The organism is Edaphosphingomonas haloaromaticamans (genome assembly GCF_001853345.1).
Classification (GTDB): Bacteria; Pseudomonadota; Alphaproteobacteria; order Sphingomonadales; family Sphingomonadaceae; genus Sphingomonas_E; species Sphingomonas_E fennica.
Genome location: NZ_MIPT01000001.1, coordinates 4,296,683 through 4,317,611 on the forward strand (window position 1 = coordinate 4,296,683; position 20,929 = coordinate 4,317,611).

Sequence of the window (20,929 nt, forward strand, 5' to 3'; positions counted from 1 at the left end):
CGGGCCTGATGCTGCTGGTGTTCATGAGCTCGGGATCGGGCCATGACGAGGATGTGGGCGGCAGGAAGGACAGACCATGACCGACGCGACCTCGGCCCATCATCCGCGCGATCCGATATTGCGGGTCGTGCCGCGCCCCGGCGACATCAATTCCAACGGCCATATCTTCGGCGGCTGGGTGCTGAGCCAGATGGATATCGCCGGCGGCATCGTCGCCCATCGCGAGACCAAGGGCGCGACGGCCACGGTGGCCATCGATTCCATGGCCTTCATCGCGCCGATCCTGCTGCACGATCTGATATCGGTCTATGCCGAGGTCGAGCGACGCGGGCGCACCTCGCTCGCCATCCGCATCGAGGTGATCGCCACGCGCGATGCCGGCGCGCAGGAGGTGAAGGTGACGGAAGGACTGTTCACCTTCGTGGCGCTCGACGAGAATCACCGCCCGCGCGCCCTGCCTCCCCGCTGATCGGATGGCCGCGCTTCAGCCGAAGCGGTAGCCGGAAACCTTCCAGCCGATCACATGATCGGCGAACACATGCGCCGCAGGATCATCCCCGCCGGCCCCGGCCGCGACCATCAACGGGATAAGATGCTCCTCGCGCGGATGCGCGAAGCGGGCATGCGGCAGCATGCTCCACGCCGAAAGGCGCCGGGCGCGCGCCTCAGGATCGGGATCGGTGACGGCCGCGGTCAGCGCGGCATCGAAGATGTCGGCGGGGCCGGTGGCGTCGCCGTTGCGCACGCGCATATTGTGGAAGCTCATCCCCGATCCGACGATCAGCACGCCTTCATCGCGCAAGGGCGCCAGCGCGCGGCCGGCGGCGATATGCGCGGCGGGATCGAGATCCTTGCGCAGCGAAAGCTGGGCCGTCGGGATATCCGCCCCCGGCACCGCGACCTTCATCGGCACGAACACGCCGTGATCCCAGCCGCGTTCGGCGTCACGGACCGTGGCGAATCCCGCATCGGCCAGCAAGCCGGCGGCGCGGCGCGCCACATCGGGGGCGCCCGGCGCATCCCAGCGGAGCTGATAGGTATGCGGCGGAAAGCCGTAATAGTCATAGAGCAGGCCCGGCCGCGCGCCATCCTGGACGGTGAACGCCTCCTCCTCCCAATGGCCCGAGACGACGAGCAGCGCCTTCGGCCGTTCCGGCAGGCCCGCGACGAAGCCGCAGAGAAACGCCTCCATGCGCGTCCACATGCCGGCGGGATCGTCCATGAAGAAGCAGGGGCCTCCGCCATGGGGGATGAAGAAGCTGGGTTGGCGCATCCGATTCCATATCCTTCGCGGGCCGCGCTCTACCCGCCCGTCGGGTCATGGCCGGCCATGGCGACGGAGATGGCATGCGCCGCGCCATTGGCAAGGGCCGGCGCGCGCCATGCCGATCGCCCGCAGCACTCTTTCAAGCGGCAGCCGCAGCGTTTATGCGCTGATGGCATGACGCGCTTCACGGTGAACGGCCAGCCGGTCCATTATCGTATGGACCCCGAGACCCCGCTCTTGTGGGCGCTGCGCGACGCATCGAACCTGACGGGCACCAAATATGGTTGCGGCGCGGGCCTGTGCGGGGCCTGCACCGTCCATCTCGACGGCGCGGCGGTGCGATCCTGCCAGGTGCCGATCGGCTCCATCGAAGGCAGCTTCGTGACGACGATCGAGGCGCTGTCGCGCGATCGCAGCCATCCCGTGCAGCAGGCGTGGGTGGCCGAAAGCGTGCCGCAATGCGGCTATTGCCAGTCCGGCATCATCATGGCCGTGGCGGCGATGCTGGAGAAGAATCCCAACCCCAGCGATGCCGACATCGATGCGGAGATCACCAATATCTGCCGCTGCGGCACCTATCCGCGCATCCGCCGCGCGATCCGCCATGCCGCGCGCGTCGCCGCCGGGGGCGAGACGATCGCCGCCGCGCCACCGCCGGGAATCGATCCTGAGGACGCCGCCCGCGCCATTCCCGCCCTCACCCCGCCCAAGCCCGCCGGCAAGGAATGAGCGGAAAGATCCGGCAGCTTTCAATTCGCTGACCAAGGGGTTCAGCCTCCGCTCAGTGGACTTCGCCCAGGGTGTGCCCCAAGGTGGCGCGGATGTGCGCCTGGGCAAGGAGCATGGACATGGTGCGTGGGACTTTGGTGGCGCTGCTGCTGGCCGCGACCGCCGCGACCCCGGCGCTGGCGCAATCGCAAGGCTGGCACGGGCAGGGTTCGCAGGGACGGAGCTGGCAGGGGCAGGCCGGCGGGCGCGGCGATATCGGCCGTCCGGGCGGCCGCATGGAAGGCCCCGCGCAGCGCCCCGACACGGCACGCCCCACCCCCTCGGCCAATGCGTCGCCCCGCTGGAACGGATCCATCGCCCGCGGCAACGGCGCGGAGGGCGCGCGCGGCCCGCAGCGCCCGGCGCCGCAGCGCGCGGGCCTTTCGGGCAATGAAGACGGCCGCGACCGCGCCGTCGTCCGCCGTGGCGATAGCTGGTCGGCCGATCCCCGGACACGCCCCGGATCGCAGCCGGCCGACAGCCGCTATCGCGACCGCACGATCCGCTATGGCGATCGCGATGCGACGAACGGCCGGCCCGGGAATAGCTGGAACGACCGCGACCGGCCGGGCCGCGACAATCGCTGGGACAATCGCGAGCGATGGGACGACCGCAGGGATCGCGATCGCAGGGACAACCAATGGGACAACCGCAACCGCTGGTCGCAGGGGTGGCGCAACGACAATCGCTACGACTGGCAGCATTATCGCCAGTCCAACCGTTATATCTATCGCCTGCCCGTCTATTACGGCCCGGCCGGCCATGGCGGCTATCGCCGCTGGGCGCCGGGCTACCGGCTGCCGGGGGTCTATTATGTCCGCAGCTACTGGATCAGCGATCCCTGGTATTATCGCCTGCCGCCTATCTACGGCCCCTATCGCTGGGTCCGCTATTATGACGACGTGCTGCTGATCGACACCACCACCGGCCTGATCGAGGATGTCATTCCCGGCTTCTTCTGGCGCTGACCAAGGCGGATATCCGGGAAGGCCCGGCCTGCACAGCGCAGGCCGGGCCTTCTGTTTCGTCATCATGTTTCAGTCTTGAAAAATCCAGTCTTCCCAGCGCCTTGTTTCTGTATGGAAGCTGACGATCACATTCCTCCACCGTTCACGCGCGCTATGGAAATGCGGGGATCGGAAGCGGACGGCAATCGATCCGCGGACCTTGGAGGAAAGACCGGACCCATGCGCAAGCTCATCATCTCGGCCCTGATCGCGGCCACCGCCATGCCGCTGGTCGCCCAGGCGCAGACCGCCGAACTGAAGCGGGATCGCCAGGATATCCGCATGGCGCAGCGTTATGGCGACAGGCACGACGTGCGCGACGCGAAGCGGGAATATCGCGAGGACTGGCAGGATTATCGCCGCAACCATCGCGACGTCTATCGCCGTCCGACCTATGTCGGCCCGCGCGGCTACGTCTATCGCCCGGTGGCCGTCGGCGCCCGTCTGGGTGCGCCTTATTATGCCTCGCGCTACGTGATCAGCGATCCCTATCGCTACCGGCTGCCGAAGCCGACCGGCGTCAACCGCTGGGTGCGCTACGGCAACGACGTGCTGCTGGTGAACGTGCGCACCGGCCGGGTGATCGAGGCCCATCGCGCCTTCTTCTGGTAAGCGGGCGGCGGCAGCCGCCGGGGGACATCGTCTTCCCGGCGGCTTGCGGCCGGTGTATTACCCCCGTAAAGCGGACGACATATCTCCTAACAGGGAGCCACGCATGGCCGTTCGTCACCTTCTCCTCGCTTCCGCCGTCTCGCTGCTCGCGGCCCTGCCCTCGAACGCTGAGGCGCAGTCCCCCGCCCCCGTCGCCGCCGCGAGCCAGTCCGCGCACGATCAGCTCCACGCGCTGTTCCACGCCAGCGACGAGGCGAGCCTGAAGCGCAACCCGATCAGCGCCATCTTCCGCGGCGACCTGCGCTATGCCGATCATCTCGGCGATTATGTGAGCGACGCTTATTACGATGCCGAGCGCGCCGCCGCCCAGGACGACCTGAAGCGCCTGCACGCGATCGACCGCGCCAGCCTCGATGCCACCGACCAGATCGCTTATGACGTGTTCGAATGGCAGACGCAGGAAACGCTGAAGAACCTGACGCCGGAGATGCTGGCGCTGACCGCGGTGCGCCCGATCGACCATTTCACCGGCTTCCACACCTTCTACCCCAGCTTCGCCTCGGGCCAGGGGGCGGCGCCGTTCAAGACGCTGGCGGACTATGAGAACAACCTGAAGCGCCACAAGGAATATGTGGCGCTGCTGGATCGTTCGATCGAGCGCTTCCGCCAGGGCATGGCATCGGGCGTCGTCCAGTCGAAGATGACTGTCCGCAACATGATCGACCAGCTCGACGAGATCATCGCCCTGGGGGTGGAGGGATCGACCTTCTACGGCCCGGTCAAGAAATTCCCCGAAGGCATTTCCGCCGCCGACCAGGCCCGGCTGAAGACGGCCTATGCCGCCACCATCCGCGACGAGCTGATCCCCGCCCATATCCGCCTGCGCGATTTCCTGAAGAACGAATATCTGCCGGTGGCGCGCGAGGCCGTGGGCATCAGCGCGATGAAGGGCGGCGACAAGGTCTATCTCGCCGCGATCGAACAGCTCACCACCCTGCCGCTGACGCCGGATTATGTGCACCAGCTCGGCCTTTCCGAAGTAGCGCGCATCCGGAGCCAGATGGAGGCGATCAAGACGCAGGTGGGCTTCAAGGGCACGCTGGCGGAATTCTTCCACCATCTGCGCACCGATCCGAAGTTCAAGCCGAAATCCAAGCAGCAGCTCGTCGACGGCTATTATGCGATCGGCAAGCGCGTGGACGCGCGCATCCCCGAGCAGTTTTCGACCATCCCGAAGACCCCGCTCGAGATCCGCTATTACGAGCCCTATCGCGAAAAGACGCAGGCCGGCGGTTCCTACGAGCCGGGCATGTACGATCCCAAGGACCCGTCGAAGAACCGGCCGGGCATATTCTACTTCAACACCTACGACCTGCCTTCGCGCACCACGCCGGGGATGGAGACGCTCTATCTCCACGAGGGCGCGCCGGGGCACCATTTCCAGATCAGCCTCGCGCAGGAGAATGATCGCCTGCCCGCCTTCATGCGCTATGGCGGCAACACCGCTTATGCCGAAGGCTGGGGCCTTTATGCCGAGACGCTCTGGAAGGAGCTGGGCATGGAGACCGATCCCTATGAGCGGTTCGGCGGGCTGGACGACGAGATGCTGCGCGCGATGCGGCTGGTGGTCGACAGCGGCATCCACGCCAAGGGCTGGACCCGCGAACAGGCGATCAAATACATGCTCGACAATTCGGGCATGGGCGAGACGGACGCGACCGCCGAGGTCGAACGCTACATCGCCTGGCCGGGGCAGGCGCTGGCCTACAAGATCGGCCAGCTCACCATGTCCCGCCTGAAGGCCAAGGCGCAGGCGGAACTGGGCGCCAGGTTCGATCCGCGCGAGTTCCACGCCCAGATCCTGATGACCGGCGCGCTGCCGATGACGGTGCTGGAAAAGAAGATCGACGGCTGGATCGCCAGCGTGAAGGCGGCGAACTGATCCGGGGGCGGTGAGGCCCTCCCCGCCCTATCATGGGCGGCGGGCTGGACCGCTTTCGAACGAAGGACTTGCAGGCCCCTCTCCCGCCCTGGCGGGGAGGGGTTTGTTTTGCGGCAGATTCGATTGCTGTGAGGAAGCTTCTGCCGCCAGCGATGCCGGCCTGCACCGGCATGACGGCTTGGATCGGCGCCCATGATCTTGGCCATCGCTTGTCGTCACCCTGCACTCGTTTCAGGGCCCATCGTGCAACAAACGCTGTCGGCATTGGGGAGAAGTGGCCCCTGAAACAAGTGCAGGGTGACGATTCTCTGGCGTGATCGAACCACCACCCTCCTGATGGCGATTGGCTTAGGCCGTCTCAGCCCCATCGTCATGGAGGTAGAGATCGACCGGCCAGGGCTGAGCCGATGCCCAGCGCACTGCCTCAGCGACGCTGATGGCTTCGCGCTCGATCGACGCCGTCTGGATGTCGCACGCGAGAAGATAGGCGGGAACCAGCTCGGCGCCCACCGCGCCCTGCCCTGCCGGCTCCAGCACGGCGCGCACCGTCCGCCAGCGGCCCGGCCGATCGCGCTTATCAATAAGATTCTGTATCAATGCGATTTTCCGCCCCTTTCGCTTGCGGCAGTAGGTCCTGGGCGCGAAGGAGGGAGCGTTTTTCTACGAACGGTGCCTGCAGGGCGATAAACGACGGCAAAACCGCCCCGAAATGGGACGACTTGTAAGGCCATGATCTTGCACGGCATATAGCCGGGATGATCCAGATCAGGCGGGCCACGGCGGCCGACGGGGCGGCCTTGTGGGCCATTATCGAACCGATCGTGCGCGCGGGCGAAACCTACGCCCTGCCGCGCGACATGGCCCGCGAGGAGGCGCTCGCTTACTGGCTGGGGCGGGACCGGCATACGTTCGTTGCCGAGGCGGAAGGCCGCGTCCTCGGCACCTATTATCTGCGCGCCAATCAGGCCGGCGGCGGCGGCCATGTCGCCAATTGCGGCTACATGACCGCGCAGGACGCCGGCGGCCGGGGCGTGGCGCGGGCGATGTGCGCCCATTCGATCGATCAGGCGCGCGCGGAGGGGTATCGCGCCATCCAGTTCAACTGTGTCGTCTCCACCAATGTCCGCGCGGTCGGCCTGTGGCAGAAGATGGGGTTCGAGATCGTCGGCCGCCTGCCCGGCGCCTTCCGGCATCCGACCGCCGGTGATGTCGATGCGCTGGTGATGTTCCAGACGCTCTAGGCCGCACCCCGGGCGGCCGAGTGGTCACTCCCGTGTAGCCGGGAAGGTCGGCCTTCCACCGCATCTCATTCCCGTCTTCGCGGGAATGAAGGAATTGGGCCAGCCTTGAGGCGATGCCGGCCTGCGGCATGACGATTTGGAGGGGACGCCCGGCGATTTTCCCGGATCGGCCGCCTTATCCTTCCGCCGATTCAATAAGCCCGGGCGACCGCGAACTCGACCGCTTCGACCAGCGCCGCGCGGGCATGGCCGCTGCCCAGCCCGCCCAGCGCATCGACCGCGCGCTGGCCGTAGATGCGGGCGCGGGCGAAGGTATCGTCCAGCGCGCCGGTTTCGCGCAGCAGGCGGGTGGCGTGGGCGAGATCATCGTCCGAGGCGCGCCGGCCTTCCATCGCATCGCGCCAGAACTGGCGATCCTCGTCGGACCCCCGCGCATGGGCGAGGATCACCGGCAGTGTGACCTTGCCGTCGCGGAAATCGTCGCCCGTGTCCTTGCCCATCGTCGCCCCGTCCGACAGATAGTCGATCGCGTCGTCGATCAGCTGGAAGGCGATGCCGAGGTTGCGGCCATAGGCGTCGAGCGCCAGCTCCACGCTTTCGTCGCGTTCCGCCACCACCGCGGCGATGCGGCAGGCCGCGGCGAACAGCGCCGCCGTCTTGGCGCCGATGATGTCGAGATAGCGTTCCTCGGTGGTTTCGATCCGGCGCTGGGCGGTGAGCTGGTTCACCTCGCCCTCGGCGATCACGGCCGATGCGTTGGACAGGATTCGCAGCACGCGCAGGCTGCCATCCTCCACCATCAGCTCGAACGAGCGGCTGAACAGGAAATCGCCGACCAGCACGCTGGCGGGATTGCCCCAGATCATGTTGGCGGTGCGCTTGCCCCGGCGCAGGCCCGATCCGTCGACGACATCGTCGTGCAGCAGGGTGGCGGTGTGGATGAATTCTACCGACGCGGCCAGCTTGTGGTGGCGCGTGCCGTCATAATCCAGCAGGCGGGCGCAGGCGAGCGTCAGCATCGGCCGCATCCGCTTGCCCCCGCCCGCGATCAGGTGGCCGGCCAGTTCCGGGATCAGCGGCACATCGCTCTGCATTCGATCGAGGATGACCGCGTTCACCTGCTTCATATCGGCTTCGACGAGACGGACCATCGGCTCCAGCGAGGGCGCGGCCTTGCGATGCAGGGGGGTAACGGTAGCAGTCATGACAAGCGCCCTTGGCGCGGCGCGGCCGTAAAGGCAAGCGCCCGGGGTTGCACAGAGGCCCGAACCTCCACAAAAGGGCGCCGGTTCCGAGCCCGAAGGGAAAATGATGTCAGACGACGTGCTGAAGCGGTATCGCGAAAGCATCGACAATATCGATGCCGCGCTGGTCTTCATGCTGGCCGAACGCTTCAAGGTCACGCAGGCGGTGGGCCGCTACAAGGCCGAGGCCGGCCTGCCCCCGGCGGACCCCGGCCGCGAATCGGCCCAGATCGAACGGCTGCGGACGCTGGCGCGATCGGCCAATCTGGACCCGGACTTTTCCGAAAAATTCCTGCGCTTCATCATCGACGAGGTGATCCGCCACCACGAAAAGGCGCGCGCGGCGGAATAAGGGCCGGGGACGCTGCCGGAACGCGGCATCACGCCTTGTTAAGCGGGCGGATTTAGGCTCAACCCTTGCTTGTGGAAAAGCCCCCGCCGACGCCCCTCGACCTCCTGCCGCTGACCCATAGCTGGCCGTTTTTCGAATCCGGGCAGCGGTTTGACCTGGGAACGCTGCGGGACGATGCGGGGCCGGCGACGAACGTCGTCCTCGATCCCGATCATTTCGAGCGGCGGGGCATCGGCGTGTGGCAGTGCGATCTCGCCGACAACGGGCTCCGCTGGTCGCCCACCGTCTACGACCTGTTCGGCCTGCCGCGCGGGGCCGGGCTATTGCGGCCGGAGATCGTGGCGCTTTATTGCGAACCCTCGCGCGCGGCGATGGAGCGGCTGCGCGCGCACGCCATCCGCCACCGCCGCGGCTTCACCATCGATGTGGAGATCCTGCCCGCCCGCCGGAGGAGCCGGTGGATGCGGCTGGTGGCGGCACCGATCTGCGAAGGCGGCCGCACGGTGCGCCTGCACGGCCTGAAGCGCGACGTCACACACGAATATCGGTAAGATCAGCGCCGGGCCTCGGGGCCCAGCGCGGGATCGAGATCGCGCGGGCGGATGAAGCGGGCGAGCGTGCCGCTGCCGGCCTTCACATCGGCCCAATGATCGACGTCGATATGGATTTCCGCGAGCGCGGCGGTGGGAAACTTCTCCTCCACCTGATCGCGCGCGGCATCGTCCGGCCGATCGGGCACCAGCAGCAGCACCAGATCCTCCATCCCCGGATTATGCCCGCTGAGCAGCAGGGCATCGGCATCGTCGGGCGCTTCCTGCACGACATCGAGCAGGGTGGCGGCGGACGCGAGGTAGATGCGCTTGTCGAGCTCGACATGGAGCGAGCGGCCATAGCCTTCCCACAGGCCGTCCAGGGTCTCGACCACACGCAGGGCGGGCGAGGCGATGACGAGATCGTAACGCAGGCCGAGATCGCGCATGTGCCGGCCCATCAGCCGGGCGCCCTTGAACCCGCGCGGATTGAGCGGTCGATCGAAATCGCGGGCGACGGGATCGTCCCAGCCCGATTTCGCGTGGCGCAGCAGCGTCAGCCGTTTCATTCCGTTCCAACATCCCCTTCCGGCTCCATGCTGATGCCGGAAACTTGTTGCGGTGAAAAGGCGCCGACAGGGTTAGCGGGCGCGGATGCGTTGAGCGCCGCGACATGCGCGACGGCTTCGTCCAGCGTGAGCCGCCGCACCGGCACGCCGGCCGGAAATGCATCGAGCAGGCGGGACGGCGTGGCCGCCGACAGCAGCACGAAGGCGCCGCGATCGTCCGCGCGGCGGATCAGCCGGCCGAAGGCCTGCGCCAGCCGCGCCCGCACGACGCGATCGTCATGCGCCGATCCGCCGCCGGCGGCGCGGCGCGCGGCATGGAGCACGGTGGGGCGCGGCCATGGCACCCCTTCCATCACCACCAGCCGGAGCGATTCGCCCGGCACGTCCACCCCGTCGCGCAGCGCATCGGTGCCGAGCAGCGAGGCGCGGCGATCATCGCGGAAGATATCGACCAGCGTGCCCGTATCGATCGGATCGACATGCTGGGCGTAGAGCGGCAGCCCTTCGCGGGCGAGGCGATCGGCGATACGGGCGTGCACCGCCTTCAGCCGCTGGATCGCGGTGAACAGGCCCAGCGTGCCGCCGCCCGCCGCCTGGATCAGCCGGGCATAAGCCAGCCCCAGCCCGGCGAGATCGCCGCGCTTCAGATCGGTGACGATCAGCACCTCGGCCCGGGCGGCATAGTCGAAGGGGCTCGGCGCCTCGAAGCGGGGCACCGCCTGATCGAGATGGACGGCGCCCGTGCGGGCTTCGGCGGCCGCCCAATCCTCCCCGCCGCGCAGGGTGGCGGAGGTGACGAGCACGCCGTGCGCGGGCTTCAGCACGGTTTCGGCCAGCGGCCGGGTGGGATCGAGCCAGTGGCGGTGGAGGCCGATGTCGAATTCGCGCCCCTCGATCCGGTCGACGGCCAGCCAGTCGACATAATCGGGATCGACCGGGCCGCCGATCCGCGCGAGCAGCGCCACCCAGGCGGCGAGGAGCTGGCCGCGGTTGGAAAGGCCGGCGACGGCCCCTTCGATCCGCGCGCGGGCCGGGCCGTCCAGCCAGTCCGGCCCGTCTTCCAGCAGGCCTTCCAGCCGCTGGCGCAGGCGGGCGAGCGGGCGGACCAGCGCCTCCAGCGCGCGGGCGGCGGGAGCGGCGGCATCGATCAGCGCGGGATCGAGCTCCGCCGCCTCGGTTTCCAGGCCGTATCCCGCATCCGCCGCGGACGCGCGGGCATAGACGGTGTCGCGCACCGCGGCGAGCAGCCGTTCGACCGGGCCGAGCGGCAGCCCTTCCCCCAGCCGGCCCAACCAGCCATCGGCCGGCAGCGCGGAGGCTGCCTCCACCGCCGCATCGATGGCCAGCGCGCCTTCCTCGTCATAGGAAGCGACATCGGAAAGGCGGGCGGAAAGGCCCCGCCTGCGCCCGCGCGACTTGCCTTCGGGGCCGACGATCCAGCGGCGAAGCTCGATCGTCTCCTGCCCGGTCAGCGCGGTGGCGAAGGTGGAATCGGCGGCATCGAACAGATGATGCCCCTCGTCGAACACCATCCGCGCGAGCGGCAGGCCTTCCTCCCGCCGGCGGGTGGCCAGGATCATCACCAGCGCATGGTTGGCGATGACGAGATCGGCCCCTTCGGCCGCGCGGGCCGACCGTTCGATGAAGCATTTTCGATAATGCGGGCAGCCGGCATAGACGCATTCGCCGCGCCGGTCGGTGAGCGCGGTGGAGCCGGCGCGGCGGAACAGGGTGACGAGCCAGCCGGGCAGATCGCCGCCCACCATATCGCCGTCGCGGCTATAGGCCGCCCAGCGCGCGACGAGCTGGGCGAGGATCGCCGCCCGCCCCTGGAAGCCGCCCTGCAGCGCATCCTCCAGATTGAGCAGGCAGAGATAATTTTCCCGCCCCTTGCGCACCACCACCCGGCGCGCGCGATCGGCGGGATGCGGGAAGATGCGCGCGGTTTCGCGATCGAGCTGGCGCTGGAGCGCCTTGGTATAGGTGGAAACCCAGACGGTGCCGCCGGCTTCCGCCGCCCAGAGCGAGGCCGGTGCCAGATAGCCCAGCGTCTTGCCGATGCCGGTGCCGGCTTCGGCCAGCAGCATGTTGGGCCGGCCTTCCGCGCGGCGGGGATCGAAGACACGCGCCGCGGCTTCCGCATAGAGGCGCTGGCCCTCGCGCGGCTCGGCGCCCGATCCCACCAGCCGGGCCAGCGCGTCATCGGTTTCGGCATCGGCCAGCACCAGCGGCCGGGGCTGCGGGCGGGGCGCTGCCTCCTCCCATTCGGGAAGCTTCGAGAACAGCCAGCGTTCGGCGCGTTCGGGCCGGTCGATCCGTTCGACGGCGGCGGCCGCCCAGGGCCAGCGCAGGCGGAACATGGCCTGCGCCGCCGTCCAGCCGCCCTCGCGCTCCGCCCAGCCGGCATCGCCCAGCCGATCGAGCAAGGCGGCGGCGGCGCGCAGCAGGAAGGGCGCGGCGGCCGCATCGTCCGCCGGCGGCTCCAGCCCCAGCGCGCGGGCCATGCCGGCGGGCGTGGGCACGACGAAGCGGGCGGGATGGACGAAGGCGAAGAGTTCGAGCAGGTCGAGGCCGGAAAGCTCGCCATAGCCCAGCCGGGTGGCGGTGACGGGCGCGTTGAGCAGCACCGCCGGGGTCTCCGCCGCCAGCGCGATCGCCTCCCCCCGGCCGACGCTGCGGACGGCGCCGTCGGGGGTGGCGATCCAGATGCCGCCATGGGTGGCGTGGATGGCGGGCCAGGGAAGCGGGGTGGACACGGACCCTCCTTAGCGCCACGGGAACGGGAGGGGAACGGCCAGCTTGCGGATCGGTTGCGGACGGGATGGGGGGTTGTTGCTTATCCCCGCGTCACGCCAGCGCAGGCTGGCGTCGCTGACGATCAACCCGTCCGATCATGCCGCCGAGAGGCCATGCCAGGCCCGATGCGATGCCCAGGCTGCGCTGGCATGACATTGGGGCCTGATACGACGTTGAGGGAGAACATCTGTTGCGGGCAATTCCCCGCATCCCCGTCGACAGGCCCCCCGTCCGCCGGATATCCCAAAGCCTGTCGACGGGATTGTCGAGGGCGCCCGCGCCTTATGCGATCCGGGCGCGAAGCCGCTGCGCTTGTCCCGAGCGGATCGCGGCGCCGATCGCGCCGAAGCCGACCAGCAGCATCAGCCAGGTCGCCGGTTCAGGAACCGAGGCCGGGACCGGGAGGGCGATGCCCTGCCAGCTGGTCACGTAGGGCTTGTCGTTCACGATCTCGAGCTCGACGATGCCGGTATTGTCCAGGCCATGCGAGAAGGCGAAGCCCGAGCTGACATTCTGGGCGAAATAGGACATGACAAAGCCGATTTCGGCCCCGTGCCCGACGATGGCCACGACCCCGTCCTCATCCTTGTGGGCGGCGATCATCTCCTGCCACGCCGGCAGCACGCGGGCGACCATGTCATCCAGCGATTCCGCATTGGGCAGATCGGCCTTGGCGGCGGTATCCCCCATCGCCCAGCGGCCGATGATGCTCAGATAATCCACGGCCGGGCCACCAAGCTCGACATCGCCGACATACCATTCGTTGGTGCGGGCGTCGGCGGTGGGCGTCAGGCCGAAATGGGCGGCGGTGGGCGCGATGGTCTGCTGCGTGCGCTGGTAGGCGCTCGTATAAATGGTCGTGATATTATAGCCGGCCAGAACATCGGCCAGATCGAGCGCCTGCTGCTGCCCCAGGGCAGTGAGCGGCGGATCGAGCATCTCTTCAACAGTAGTGGCGGTGCCGGCGTTCGCCGTGCTTTCGGCATGGCGGATGAAAAGGAAAGATGCCGCGTTTGCGGCCGCCCCCTGCATCGCCGCAATCAGAAGTGCGGCGATGATCGTGATTTTCGACATCGGCTTCCTCTCTGTTGTTGTTCTGGGCTTCGGGAAACCTGCGTATGGGATGGTTAACGGCGCTTCAATTGGGAATTGCCGCGACCGCCGCCAGGGATTGTTTTGATAATCCGCTTTTTCGGATTTGCGGACTCTGAGAGACTTTTCGGCAAATCCGGTTTCACCGGATTTGCGGGGCCGTGCCGAAATCCGCGAAAAGCGAATTTCCAAACGGCCCCTCAGATCCTACCGCGCCAGCGCCGCCACGAATTTTTCGACGTCGGGCAGGCGATCGAAATGGATGTTGCCGTCGATATCGGCGGCGGGATCGCCATGGACCATGATCATCGCCGCATTGCCGCAGCCGCGCCGATCGACCGCGCCCAATATGCCACCAAGGATGCGCTCGCGGCCGATCTCCATCAGCGGGTAACGCTGCCAGGGCAGGCTCCACACCACGCGCCGGTCGGTGACGGTCAGCCGGATGAAGGGCGCGCGGGCGACGCCGAGCAGGAAGCCCGGATAGCGGCGGAGCAGCAGGAGGATGACGAGCAGCACCAGCAAGGCGAGCGTGACGGTGCCGCCGACCGCGAAAGCGAGGAGACGCGGCGTCTGCGGCGCCGGCCACCACATCGCCCAGAGGAGGAAGGTAAGCGTCCAGAGCTGGAGCAGCAGGCAGCCGGCCATGATGAGGCTGCCCGAGGGCATCGCCCGGAGCCCCGGCCGCGCGACATAGAGCCTGCGTTCGGGAACCGGATCGATCCGCCGCGCATAGAACACGGGCAGCGCGGCATCGGCTGAAAGGATTTCCGGTTCCACGGTCCGCATCGGGCACCCCGCTTCCCGCCCCGATTGCGCGCCCTTCGGCTTTCCATCCGGGGCGGAATCGCTCTAAGGCGTCCTCCAAACACCTAAACGACACGGGAACACATGGCAAACGACCTCCGCGCAGCCGCCCTCGACAGCAAGGCCTGGCCCTTCGAGGAAGCCCGCAAGCTGCTGAAGCGATATCCGGACGGCGCGCCGGAGAAGGGCTATGTGCTGTTCGAGACCGGATATGGCCCGTCGGGCCTGCCGCATATCGGCACCTTCAACGAGGTGCTGCGCACGACGATGGTGCGCCACGCCTTCGAGGCGCTGTCCGACGTGCCGACCCGGCTGATCGCCTTTTCGGACGACATGGACGGCCTGCGCAAGGTGCCGGACAACGTGCCCAACCAGGAGATGCTGCGCGCGCATCTGGGCAAGCCCCTGACCCAGGTGCCCGACCCGTTCGGCAAGTTCGAAAGCTTCGCCCATCACAACAATGCGATGCTGCGCGATTTCTTGGATCGTTTCGGCTTCGAATATGAATTCCTGTCCGCCACCGAATGCTACACGTCCGGCCGGTTCGATGCGGCGCTGAAGGATATCCTGCGCCATTATGACGCGATCATGGGCGTGATGCTGCCGACGCTGCGCAAGGAGCGGCAGGCGACCTATTCCCCCGTGCTGCCGATCAGCGAGAAGAGCGGCATCGTGCTGCAGGTGCCGGTGGAGGTGGTGGACGCCGAGCAGGGGCTGGTGCGGTTCGAGGATGAGGGCGAGACGGTGGTCCAGTCCATCCTCGGCGGCAAGGCCAAGCTGCAGTGGAAGGTCGACTGGGCGATGCGCTGGGTGGCGCTGGGCGTCGATTACGAGATGGCCGGCAAGGACCTGATCGATTCGGTGACGCAATCGGGCAAGATCGCCCGCGTGCTGGGCGTGCGGCCGCCCGAGGGCTTCAATTACGAGATGTTCCTGGACGAGAAGGGGGAGAAGATCTCCAAGTCCAAGGGCAATGGCCTGAGCCTCGAGCAGTGGCTGACCTACGGGCCGGAGGAGAGCCTGGCCTTCTACGCCTATCGCGAGCCGAAGAAGGCGAAGTCGCTCCACATGGGCGTGATCCCGCGCGCGGTGGACGATTACCGGCAGTTCCGCGCCGCCTACCCCGCCCAGCCGATCGAGCAGAAGCTGGGCAATCCGGTGCACCATATCCACAACGGCCAGGTGCCGGCGGCGACCCTGCCGATCAGCTTCGGCCTGCTGCTGAACCTCGTCGGCGTGCTGGGCGAGGCGGACGAGGCGCAGGTCTGGGGCTATCTGGCCAATTACGTGCCCGATGCGAGCGCGGAGGCCTATCCCGAACTCGCCCGGCTGATCGGCCACGCGCTGGCCTATCACCGCGATTTCGTGGCGCCCACCCTGGTCCGCCGCAAGCCCGACGCGAAGGAGGCTGCCGCGCTGAAGGAGCTGGACGACAAGCTGGCGGCGCTGGGCGAGGATGCCGATGCCGAGGCGATCCAGAACGAGGTCTATGAGATCGGCAAGGCGCATTTCGGCAAGGAGGCGCTGCGCGACTGGTTCAAGGCGCTCTACGAAACCCTGCTGGGATCGAGCCAGGGGCCGCGCATGGGCAGCTTCATCAAGCTTTACGGCGTCGCCAACAGCCGCCGGCTGATCGCCGAGGCGCTGGCCTGACAGGCGCGTTTGAAAATGCGCTTTCAGCACATTTTCAAGGCGGCACCGGCCCGATCACCCGGACATATCGGCAGGAAGACGCCGGCGTGACCGATCTTCCGATCCACGCCGTGCTGCCCGATCTGCTGGCGGCGCTGCGCGCGCGGTCGTCCGCCGTGCTGGTGGCGCCGCCGGGCGCGGGCAAGACGACGGCGGTGGCGCCGGCGCTGCTCGGCGAGGCGTGGTGCGACGGACAGATCCTGCTGCTGTCGCCCCGCCGGCTGGCCGCGCGCGCGGCGGCCGAGCGGATGGCGGCGCTGGCGGGCGAGCCGGTGGGCCGCACCATCGGCTATGCCACGCGGATGGATTCGAAGCAGTCGTCGGCGACGCGCATCCTGGTGCTGACCGAGGGCATCTTCCGCAACCGCATCCAGGCCGATCCCGAGCTGGCCGGCGTTTCGGCCGTGCTGTTCGACGAGGTGCACGAACGCAGCCTGGACAGCGATTTCGGCCTGGCGCTGGCGCTGGATGCGCAGGGCGCGCTGCGGCCCGACCTCAGGCTGGTGGCGATGTCCGCCACGCTGGACGGCGCGCGCTTCGCCGCGTTGATGGACGACGCGCCCGTGATCGAGAGCGAGGGGCGGAGCTGGCCCCTGACGCTGCGCCATATCGGCCGGCGGGCGGAGGCACGGATCGAGGACGAGATGGCGGCCGCCATCCGCCGCGCGCTGGCGGATGAAGAGGGCAGCCTGCTGGCCTTCCTGCCGGGCGTGGCGGAGATCGAGCGGACGGCGGAGCGGCTGGCGGGACTGCCGGCCGATATCGCGATCCACCGGCTGCACGGCACGCTGGAACCGGCCGAACAGCGCGCCGCCATCGCCGCGCCGCCGCCGGGCATCCGCAAGGTGGTGCTGGCGACGAGCATCGCCGAGACCAGCCTGACCCTGGACGGCGTACGCATCGTCGTCGATTCCGGGCTGGCCCGGCGGCCGCGCTATGACCGGGCCGCGGGCGTGACCCGGCTTTCGACCGAGCGGGTGAGCCAGGCGGCCGCCACGCAGCGCGCCGGCCGCGCCGCGCGGCAGGGGCCGGGCACCGCCTATCGCCTGTGGGAGGAAGCGGCGACCGCCGGCCTGCCCCGCTTCGACCCGCCTGAGATATTGGAGGCGGACCTTTCCGCCCTGCTGCTGGACTGCGCGAACTGGGGCGTGACCGATCCGGCCGCGCTGCGCTGGATCGATCCGCCGCCCGCCGCCGCCGTGGCCGAAGCACGGGCGCGGCTCGCCGTGCTGGGCGCGATCGACGGGGACGGCCGGCCGACGCCCCACGGCAAGGCGATCGCCGCGCTGCCGCTGCCGCCGCGCCTGGCCCATATGCTGGTGGAGGCGAAGGCGCGCGGCTGGGCGGATGTCGCGGCCGAGGTGGCGGTGCTGCTGTCCGAACGCGGGCTGGGCGGCAACGACGCCGACCTCGAGCTGAGGCTGCGCCGCTGGCGGGGCGAGCGCGGCAAGCGGGCCGAGGGCGCGCGCGGGCTGGCGAAACGGTGGCGACGCCTCGTTCAGCAGCCCTCCCCTCTTCCGGAAGAGGAGGGGGAGAAGGAAAGCCCCTATCCGCCTGCACGCCATTCGGGGCGGCCGTCCCCTCTCCCCGAAGCGGAGCGAGAGAATGCGCTGGCCGCCTGCGTCGCGCTGGCCTTTCCCGATCGGGTGGCGCGCAGGCGCGATGCATCGGGGGAGAATTGGATCGCCGTCGGCGGGCGGGGCTTCCGGCTCGATCCGCTGTCGCCGCTGGCGCGCGGCGAATGGCTGGCGGTGGCGGAGACGCAAGGGTCGGCGGCGGGCGCGCGCATCCTTTCCGCCGCCGCGATCGAGCTGGCCGATATCGAGGCGCTGTTTGCCGACCGGATCGCGATGGTGCGCGACGTGCGCTTCGATCCCGCGACCGGCGGCGTGATCGCCCGGCGCGAGCGGCGGCTGGGCGCGGTGCGGCTGGGCGGCGGGCCGGACGACGCGCCGGACCGGGACGCCGTGGCCGCGGCGCTGGTGGAAGGGGTGCGGCAGCACGGCCTGGGCCTGCTGCCCTGGCCCGAAAGCGCGGTGGCGCTGCGGCAGCGCGCGGCCTTCGCCCGGACCCACGACGCCTCGATTCCCGACCTGTCGGACGCGGCGCTGATCGCGGCGATCGACGAATGGCTGGCGCCGATCGCGGCGGGCCGGCGGAGGCTGGACGCGGTGAACCCCGGCGACCTTGCGCAGGCGCTGGAGAATATCCTGGGCTGGGAGGGCGGGCGCGCGATCGACCGGCTGGCGCCCGCGCGGCTGGCGACGCCCGCCGGATCGAGCCACGCGATCGACTATGCGGCGGACGGCGGGCCGGCGGTGGAACTGCGGCCGCAGGCGCTGTTCGGCCTCACCCGCCACCCGATGCTGGCCGACGGCCGCGTGCCGCTGGTGCTGCGCCTCACCTCGCCCGCCGGCCGGCCGATCCAGACGACGCGCGACCTGCCGGGCTTCTGGGCGGGGAGCTGGGCGGCCGTCGCCAAGGAGATGCGCGGCCGATACCCCCGCCATCCCTGGCCCGACGATCCGGCCGGCGCCGATCCGACGCTGCGGACCAAGAAAGCGAGCGGGCGGTAGGACCGGCGGGATTACGCCCCGAAAGCGAGGCTGAACGGGCCGCCGCGTGCGACGGCGCGTTGCCAGGCGGGGCGGGCTTCCATGCGGGCGACGAAGGCGGTGAGCGCAGGGCGATCCTCGATCTGGCCCTGCGCCTTCAGGAATTGCAGCTCGTGGGTGAGCTGGAGATCGGCGGCGGTGAAACCATCGCCGATCAGATAGTCGCGCCCGGCAAGCAGGGCATCGAGATAGTCGAGCTGCACGCCCAGGCCGTGCGCCGCATAGCCTTCCAGCATCGGCGCGCTGACGCCGAACAGGCGGATGAACAAGGGCAGCAGCGTGCGCAGCGCCAGCGAGGATTCGGGATAGTGCAGCAGTTCCAGGAATTTCGCATAATCCGGCGAATCCGGCGCGGGGGCGAGGCGGCCCCGGCCGTAGCGCAGCAGCACATATTGGATGATGGCGGCGGATTCGGCCATCGCCACGCCGTCTATCTCCACCGACGGCGCCTTGCCGAGCGGGTGGACCTTCGTCATTTCCGGCGGCGCAGCGCCCATCATCCGCTGGTAGCGGACGATATCATAAGGCAGCTCCAGCTCCTCAAGCAGCCAGACGATGCGCTGCGACTTCGAATTTTCGAGATGATGGACGACGATCTGCGCCATGGCGGCTTCCCCCTCCCGCAACCCGCCCCTTCGCGGAGCCGACCGGTCCGCCAGTCTAGGCACGGCCCGCCCGGCGCCCCAAGCCGAATCGTGGCGGGCGCCGGGCGAAGGAGGGAAAAAGCGTCACGAAAGGCGGGCGATCAATCCCGCAGCAGCTCGTTGATGCCGGTCTTGGCGCGGGTCTGCGCATCCACCCGCTTCACGATCACCGCGCAATAGAGCGACGGGCCGGGCGTGCCATCCGGCAGCGGCTTGCCGGGCAGCGATCCGGGGACAACGACCGCATAATCGGGCACGCGGCCGACGAACACCTCGCCCGTCGCGCGATCGACGATCTTGGTCGAGGCGCCGAGATAGACGCCCATCGAGAGCACCGCCCCCTCGCCCACGATCACGCCTTCGGCCACTTCCGCGCGCGCGCCGATGAAGGCGCCGTCGCCGATCACCACCGGATTGGCCTGCAGCGGTTCCAGCACGCCGCCGATACCGGCGCCGCCCGAAAGATGGACGTTGCGGCCGATCTGCGCGCAGCTGCCCACCGTCGCCCAGGTATCGACCATCGTGCCTTCGCCGACATAGGCGCCGATATTGACGAAGCTGGGCATCAGCACCGCGCCCTTGCCGATGAAGGCGCCCCGGCGGACGACCGCGCCGGGCACCGAGCGGAAGCCGGCGGCGCGATATTCCGCCTCGCCCCAGCCGGAAAATTTGCTGGGCACCTTGTCCCACCAGCTCGCCTCGCCCGGCGCGCCGGTGATGAGCGCATTGTCGTTGAGGCGGAAGGAGAGCAGCACCGCCTTCTTCAGCCACTGGTGGACGATGACCTCGCCATCCACCGTCTCCGCCACGCGCGCGGTGCCGGCGTCGAGCTGGGCCAGCGCCGCATCCACGGCGGTGCGCACATCGCCCTTCGTATCGAAACCCAGCGTGTCGCGGACTTCCCACGCGGCTTCGATCGTCTGCGCCAGATCGCTCATATCTTCGTCCCCAATATCTCTTCCAGCCATTCGCCGACCTCGGCGATCTCATAATCGATATAATCGGGATCATGGCCGTGATCGCCATGATCCGATCCGTTGTTCACCCACACCGTCTTCATCCCCAGCGCCTTGGCGGGCTTGAGGTTGCGGGCCATGTCCTCCACGAACAAGGCCGTCCGCGGCGCGACGTTCAGCGCCGCGCACATCGCATCGTAGCTCGCCGGATCGGGCTTGGGCCGATAGGCGCAAGCGTGGATATCGTGGATCGCCTCGAAGCTTTCCGACAGGCCCAGCCGGCCCAGCACGCGGCGCGCATAGGCATGGTCGCCATTGGTGAAGACGAGCTTGCGCCCCGGCAGCCGGGCCAGCGCCTCGACCAGCCGGCGATCCTCGGCCAGCGCGTCCATCTCGATATCGTGAACGAAATCCAGGAATTCGCGCGGCTCGATCCCATGGCGCGCCATCAGCCCGTTGAGGGTGGTGCCATGCTCGACGAAATAGCTTTTCTGGATGCGGTGCGCCTCCACCGGGTCGACGCCGAGGAGGTTCTGGACGAACTGGCCCATGCGCACGTCGATCCGCGCGAACAGATCGGCCGACGCCGGATAGAGCGTATTGTCCAGATCGAAGATCCAGCAATCGACATGGGCGAGCGCGGGCAGCATGGCGCGCGGTCTAGCGAGGGGTGCCGGTGGGGGCAACCGGCGTTCGAGCGCAAACGACCTCGTCCTGCCGAACCTGATTCAGCATCATGGCCGCAACGCTGCCATCGCGGGCGTTGCGGTAATGGATCTGACTTTCGTCAGGATG

Annotated in this window: 21 protein-coding genes (1 of these 21 only partly in view); 11 read left to right on the forward strand and 10 right to left on the reverse strand. The window is 68.6% G+C overall.

The window, feature by feature from the left end; translation table 11 throughout:
* On the forward strand, positions 1-80 hold the final stretch of the coding sequence (locus BHE75_RS19990) for a hypothetical protein (RefSeq protein WP_070936186.1). Its footprint begins 208 nt before the window's first position; 80 of the gene's 288 nt are visible here — the last part of the coding sequence; its start codon lies beyond the left edge, outside the window; its stop codon occupies positions 78-80.
* Positions 77-469: an acyl-CoA thioesterase gene (locus BHE75_RS19995; protein ID WP_070935017.1), complete on the forward strand. Its 393-nt coding sequence runs from the start codon at positions 77-79 to the stop codon at positions 467-469. Before BHE75_RS19990 ends, BHE75_RS19995 begins: the two co-directional genes overlap by 4 nt.
* A 15-nt stretch (positions 470-484) precedes the next feature.
* Here the strand turns inward: BHE75_RS19995 and BHE75_RS20000 are convergent, their stop codons facing one another.
* Positions 485-1,273, reverse strand: coding sequence for a DODA-type extradiol aromatic ring-opening family dioxygenase (locus BHE75_RS20000; RefSeq protein ID WP_070935019.1), 789 nt, complete (start codon positions 1,271-1,273; stop codon positions 485-487).
* A gap of 168 nt (positions 1,274-1,441) precedes the next feature.
* On the opposite strand from BHE75_RS20000, the gene BHE75_RS20005 reads away from it, so the two are divergent.
* From BHE75_RS20005 to BHE75_RS20020, 4 genes are all read left to right on the forward strand, one after another.
* Entirely contained in the window at positions 1,442-1,996 is a 555-nt protein-coding gene (locus tag BHE75_RS20005; protein ID WP_070935021.1) for a (2Fe-2S)-binding protein, read from the forward strand.
* A 119-nt stretch (positions 1,997-2,115) separates the two neighbouring features.
* A complete protein-coding gene (locus BHE75_RS20010) occupies positions 2,116-3,003 on the forward strand; it encodes an RcnB family protein (protein ID WP_139181789.1) in 888 nt (295 codons plus the stop codon).
* Positions 3,004-3,222: 219 nt separating this feature from the next.
* Positions 3,223-3,654 (forward strand): RcnB family protein, encoded by a 432-nt coding sequence (locus BHE75_RS20015; RefSeq protein WP_070936190.1) that lies wholly within the window; start codon positions 3,223-3,225, stop codon positions 3,652-3,654.
* A gap of 103 nt (positions 3,655-3,757) precedes the next feature.
* Entirely contained in the window at positions 3,758-5,596 is a 1,839-nt protein-coding gene (locus tag BHE75_RS20020) for a DUF885 domain-containing protein (RefSeq protein ID WP_070935023.1), read from the forward strand.
* A gap of 348 nt (positions 5,597-5,944) precedes the next feature.
* Here the strand turns inward: BHE75_RS20020 and BHE75_RS20025 are convergent, their stop codons facing one another.
* Positions 5,945-6,193: a hypothetical protein gene (locus tag BHE75_RS20025; RefSeq protein ID WP_070935025.1), complete on the reverse strand. Its 249-nt coding sequence runs from the start codon at positions 6,191-6,193 to the stop codon at positions 5,945-5,947.
* Positions 6,194-6,351: 158 nt separating this feature from the next.
* Here BHE75_RS20025 and BHE75_RS20030 point away from each other — a divergent pair, with 158 nt between their 5' ends.
* Entirely contained in the window at positions 6,352-6,837 is a 486-nt protein-coding gene (locus BHE75_RS20030; protein WP_070935028.1) for a GNAT family N-acetyltransferase, read from the forward strand.
* 191 nt (positions 6,838-7,028) lie between these two features.
* Here BHE75_RS20030 and BHE75_RS20035 read toward each other — a convergent pair whose 3' ends face one another.
* Positions 7,029-8,042 (reverse strand): polyprenyl synthetase family protein, encoded by a 1,014-nt coding sequence (locus BHE75_RS20035; protein WP_015458470.1) that lies wholly within the window; start codon positions 8,040-8,042, stop codon positions 7,029-7,031.
* 106 nt (positions 8,043-8,148) lie between these two features.
* On the opposite strand from BHE75_RS20035, the gene BHE75_RS20040 reads away from it, so the two are divergent.
* Together BHE75_RS20040 and BHE75_RS20045 are read left to right on the forward strand one after the other, a co-directional pair.
* Positions 8,149-8,433: a chorismate mutase gene (locus BHE75_RS20040; RefSeq protein ID WP_070936192.1), complete on the forward strand. Its 285-nt coding sequence runs from the start codon at positions 8,149-8,151 to the stop codon at positions 8,431-8,433.
* 71 nt (positions 8,434-8,504) lie between these two features.
* Positions 8,505-8,984, forward strand: a complete 480-nt coding sequence (locus BHE75_RS20045; protein ID WP_254684565.1) for a hypothetical protein — start codon at positions 8,505-8,507, stop codon at positions 8,982-8,984.
* 2 nt (positions 8,985-8,986) lie between these two features.
* Here the strand turns inward: BHE75_RS20045 and BHE75_RS20050 are convergent, their stop codons facing one another.
* The 4 genes from BHE75_RS20050 to BHE75_RS20065 form a co-directional block, all read right to left on the reverse strand.
* Complete coding sequence (locus BHE75_RS20050; protein WP_070935030.1) at positions 8,987-9,532, reverse strand: SixA phosphatase family protein; 546 nt, start codon at positions 9,530-9,532, stop codon at positions 8,987-8,989.
* The gene (locus BHE75_RS20055) at positions 9,529-12,288 is read right to left on the reverse strand and encodes an ATP-dependent DNA helicase (protein WP_070935031.1); all 2,760 of its coding nucleotides are present in this window, start codon (positions 12,286-12,288) and stop codon (positions 9,529-9,531) included. The genes BHE75_RS20050 and BHE75_RS20055 overlap by 4 nt, the downstream gene beginning before the upstream one ends.
* A 322-nt stretch (positions 12,289-12,610) precedes the next feature.
* Positions 12,611-13,612: a histidine phosphatase family protein gene (locus BHE75_RS25095; protein WP_139181790.1), complete on the reverse strand. Its 1,002-nt coding sequence runs from the start codon at positions 13,610-13,612 to the stop codon at positions 12,611-12,613.
* Between the two features lie 15 nt (positions 13,613-13,627).
* Positions 13,628-14,209 (reverse strand): hypothetical protein, encoded by a 582-nt coding sequence (locus BHE75_RS20065; protein ID WP_070935035.1) that lies wholly within the window; start codon positions 14,207-14,209, stop codon positions 13,628-13,630.
* 102 nt (positions 14,210-14,311) lie between these two features.
* On the opposite strand from BHE75_RS20065, the gene BHE75_RS20070 reads away from it, so the two are divergent.
* Both BHE75_RS20070 and hrpB read left to right on the forward strand, forming a co-directional pair.
* Entirely contained in the window at positions 14,312-15,880 is a 1,569-nt protein-coding gene (locus tag BHE75_RS20070) for a lysine--tRNA ligase (RefSeq protein ID WP_070935037.1), read from the forward strand.
* Positions 15,881-15,966: 86 nt separating this feature from the next.
* Positions 15,967-18,495, forward strand: coding sequence for an ATP-dependent helicase HrpB (gene hrpB / locus BHE75_RS20075; protein ID WP_070935039.1), 2,529 nt, complete (start codon positions 15,967-15,969; stop codon positions 18,493-18,495).
* An 11-nt stretch (positions 18,496-18,506) separates the two neighbouring features.
* Here hrpB and BHE75_RS20080 read toward each other — a convergent pair whose 3' ends face one another.
* The 3 genes from BHE75_RS20080 to BHE75_RS20090 all read right to left on the reverse strand — a co-directional run bounded on the left by BHE75_RS20080 (position 18,507) and on the right by BHE75_RS20090 (position 20,784).
* The gene (locus tag BHE75_RS20080) at positions 18,507-19,139 is read right to left on the reverse strand and encodes a glutathione S-transferase family protein (RefSeq protein ID WP_015458479.1); all 633 of its coding nucleotides are present in this window, start codon (positions 19,137-19,139) and stop codon (positions 18,507-18,509) included.
* Between the two features lie 140 nt (positions 19,140-19,279).
* Positions 19,280-20,116, reverse strand: coding sequence for a 2,3,4,5-tetrahydropyridine-2,6-dicarboxylate N-succinyltransferase (dapD, locus tag BHE75_RS20085; RefSeq protein ID WP_070935041.1), 837 nt, complete (start codon positions 20,114-20,116; stop codon positions 19,280-19,282).
* On the reverse strand, positions 20,113-20,784 hold the full coding sequence (locus BHE75_RS20090) for a pyrimidine 5'-nucleotidase (protein ID WP_015458481.1): 672 nt from the start codon (positions 20,782-20,784) through the stop codon (positions 20,113-20,115). Before BHE75_RS20090 ends, dapD begins: the two co-directional genes overlap by 4 nt.
* Between the last annotated feature and the right edge of the window lie 145 nt (positions 20,785-20,929).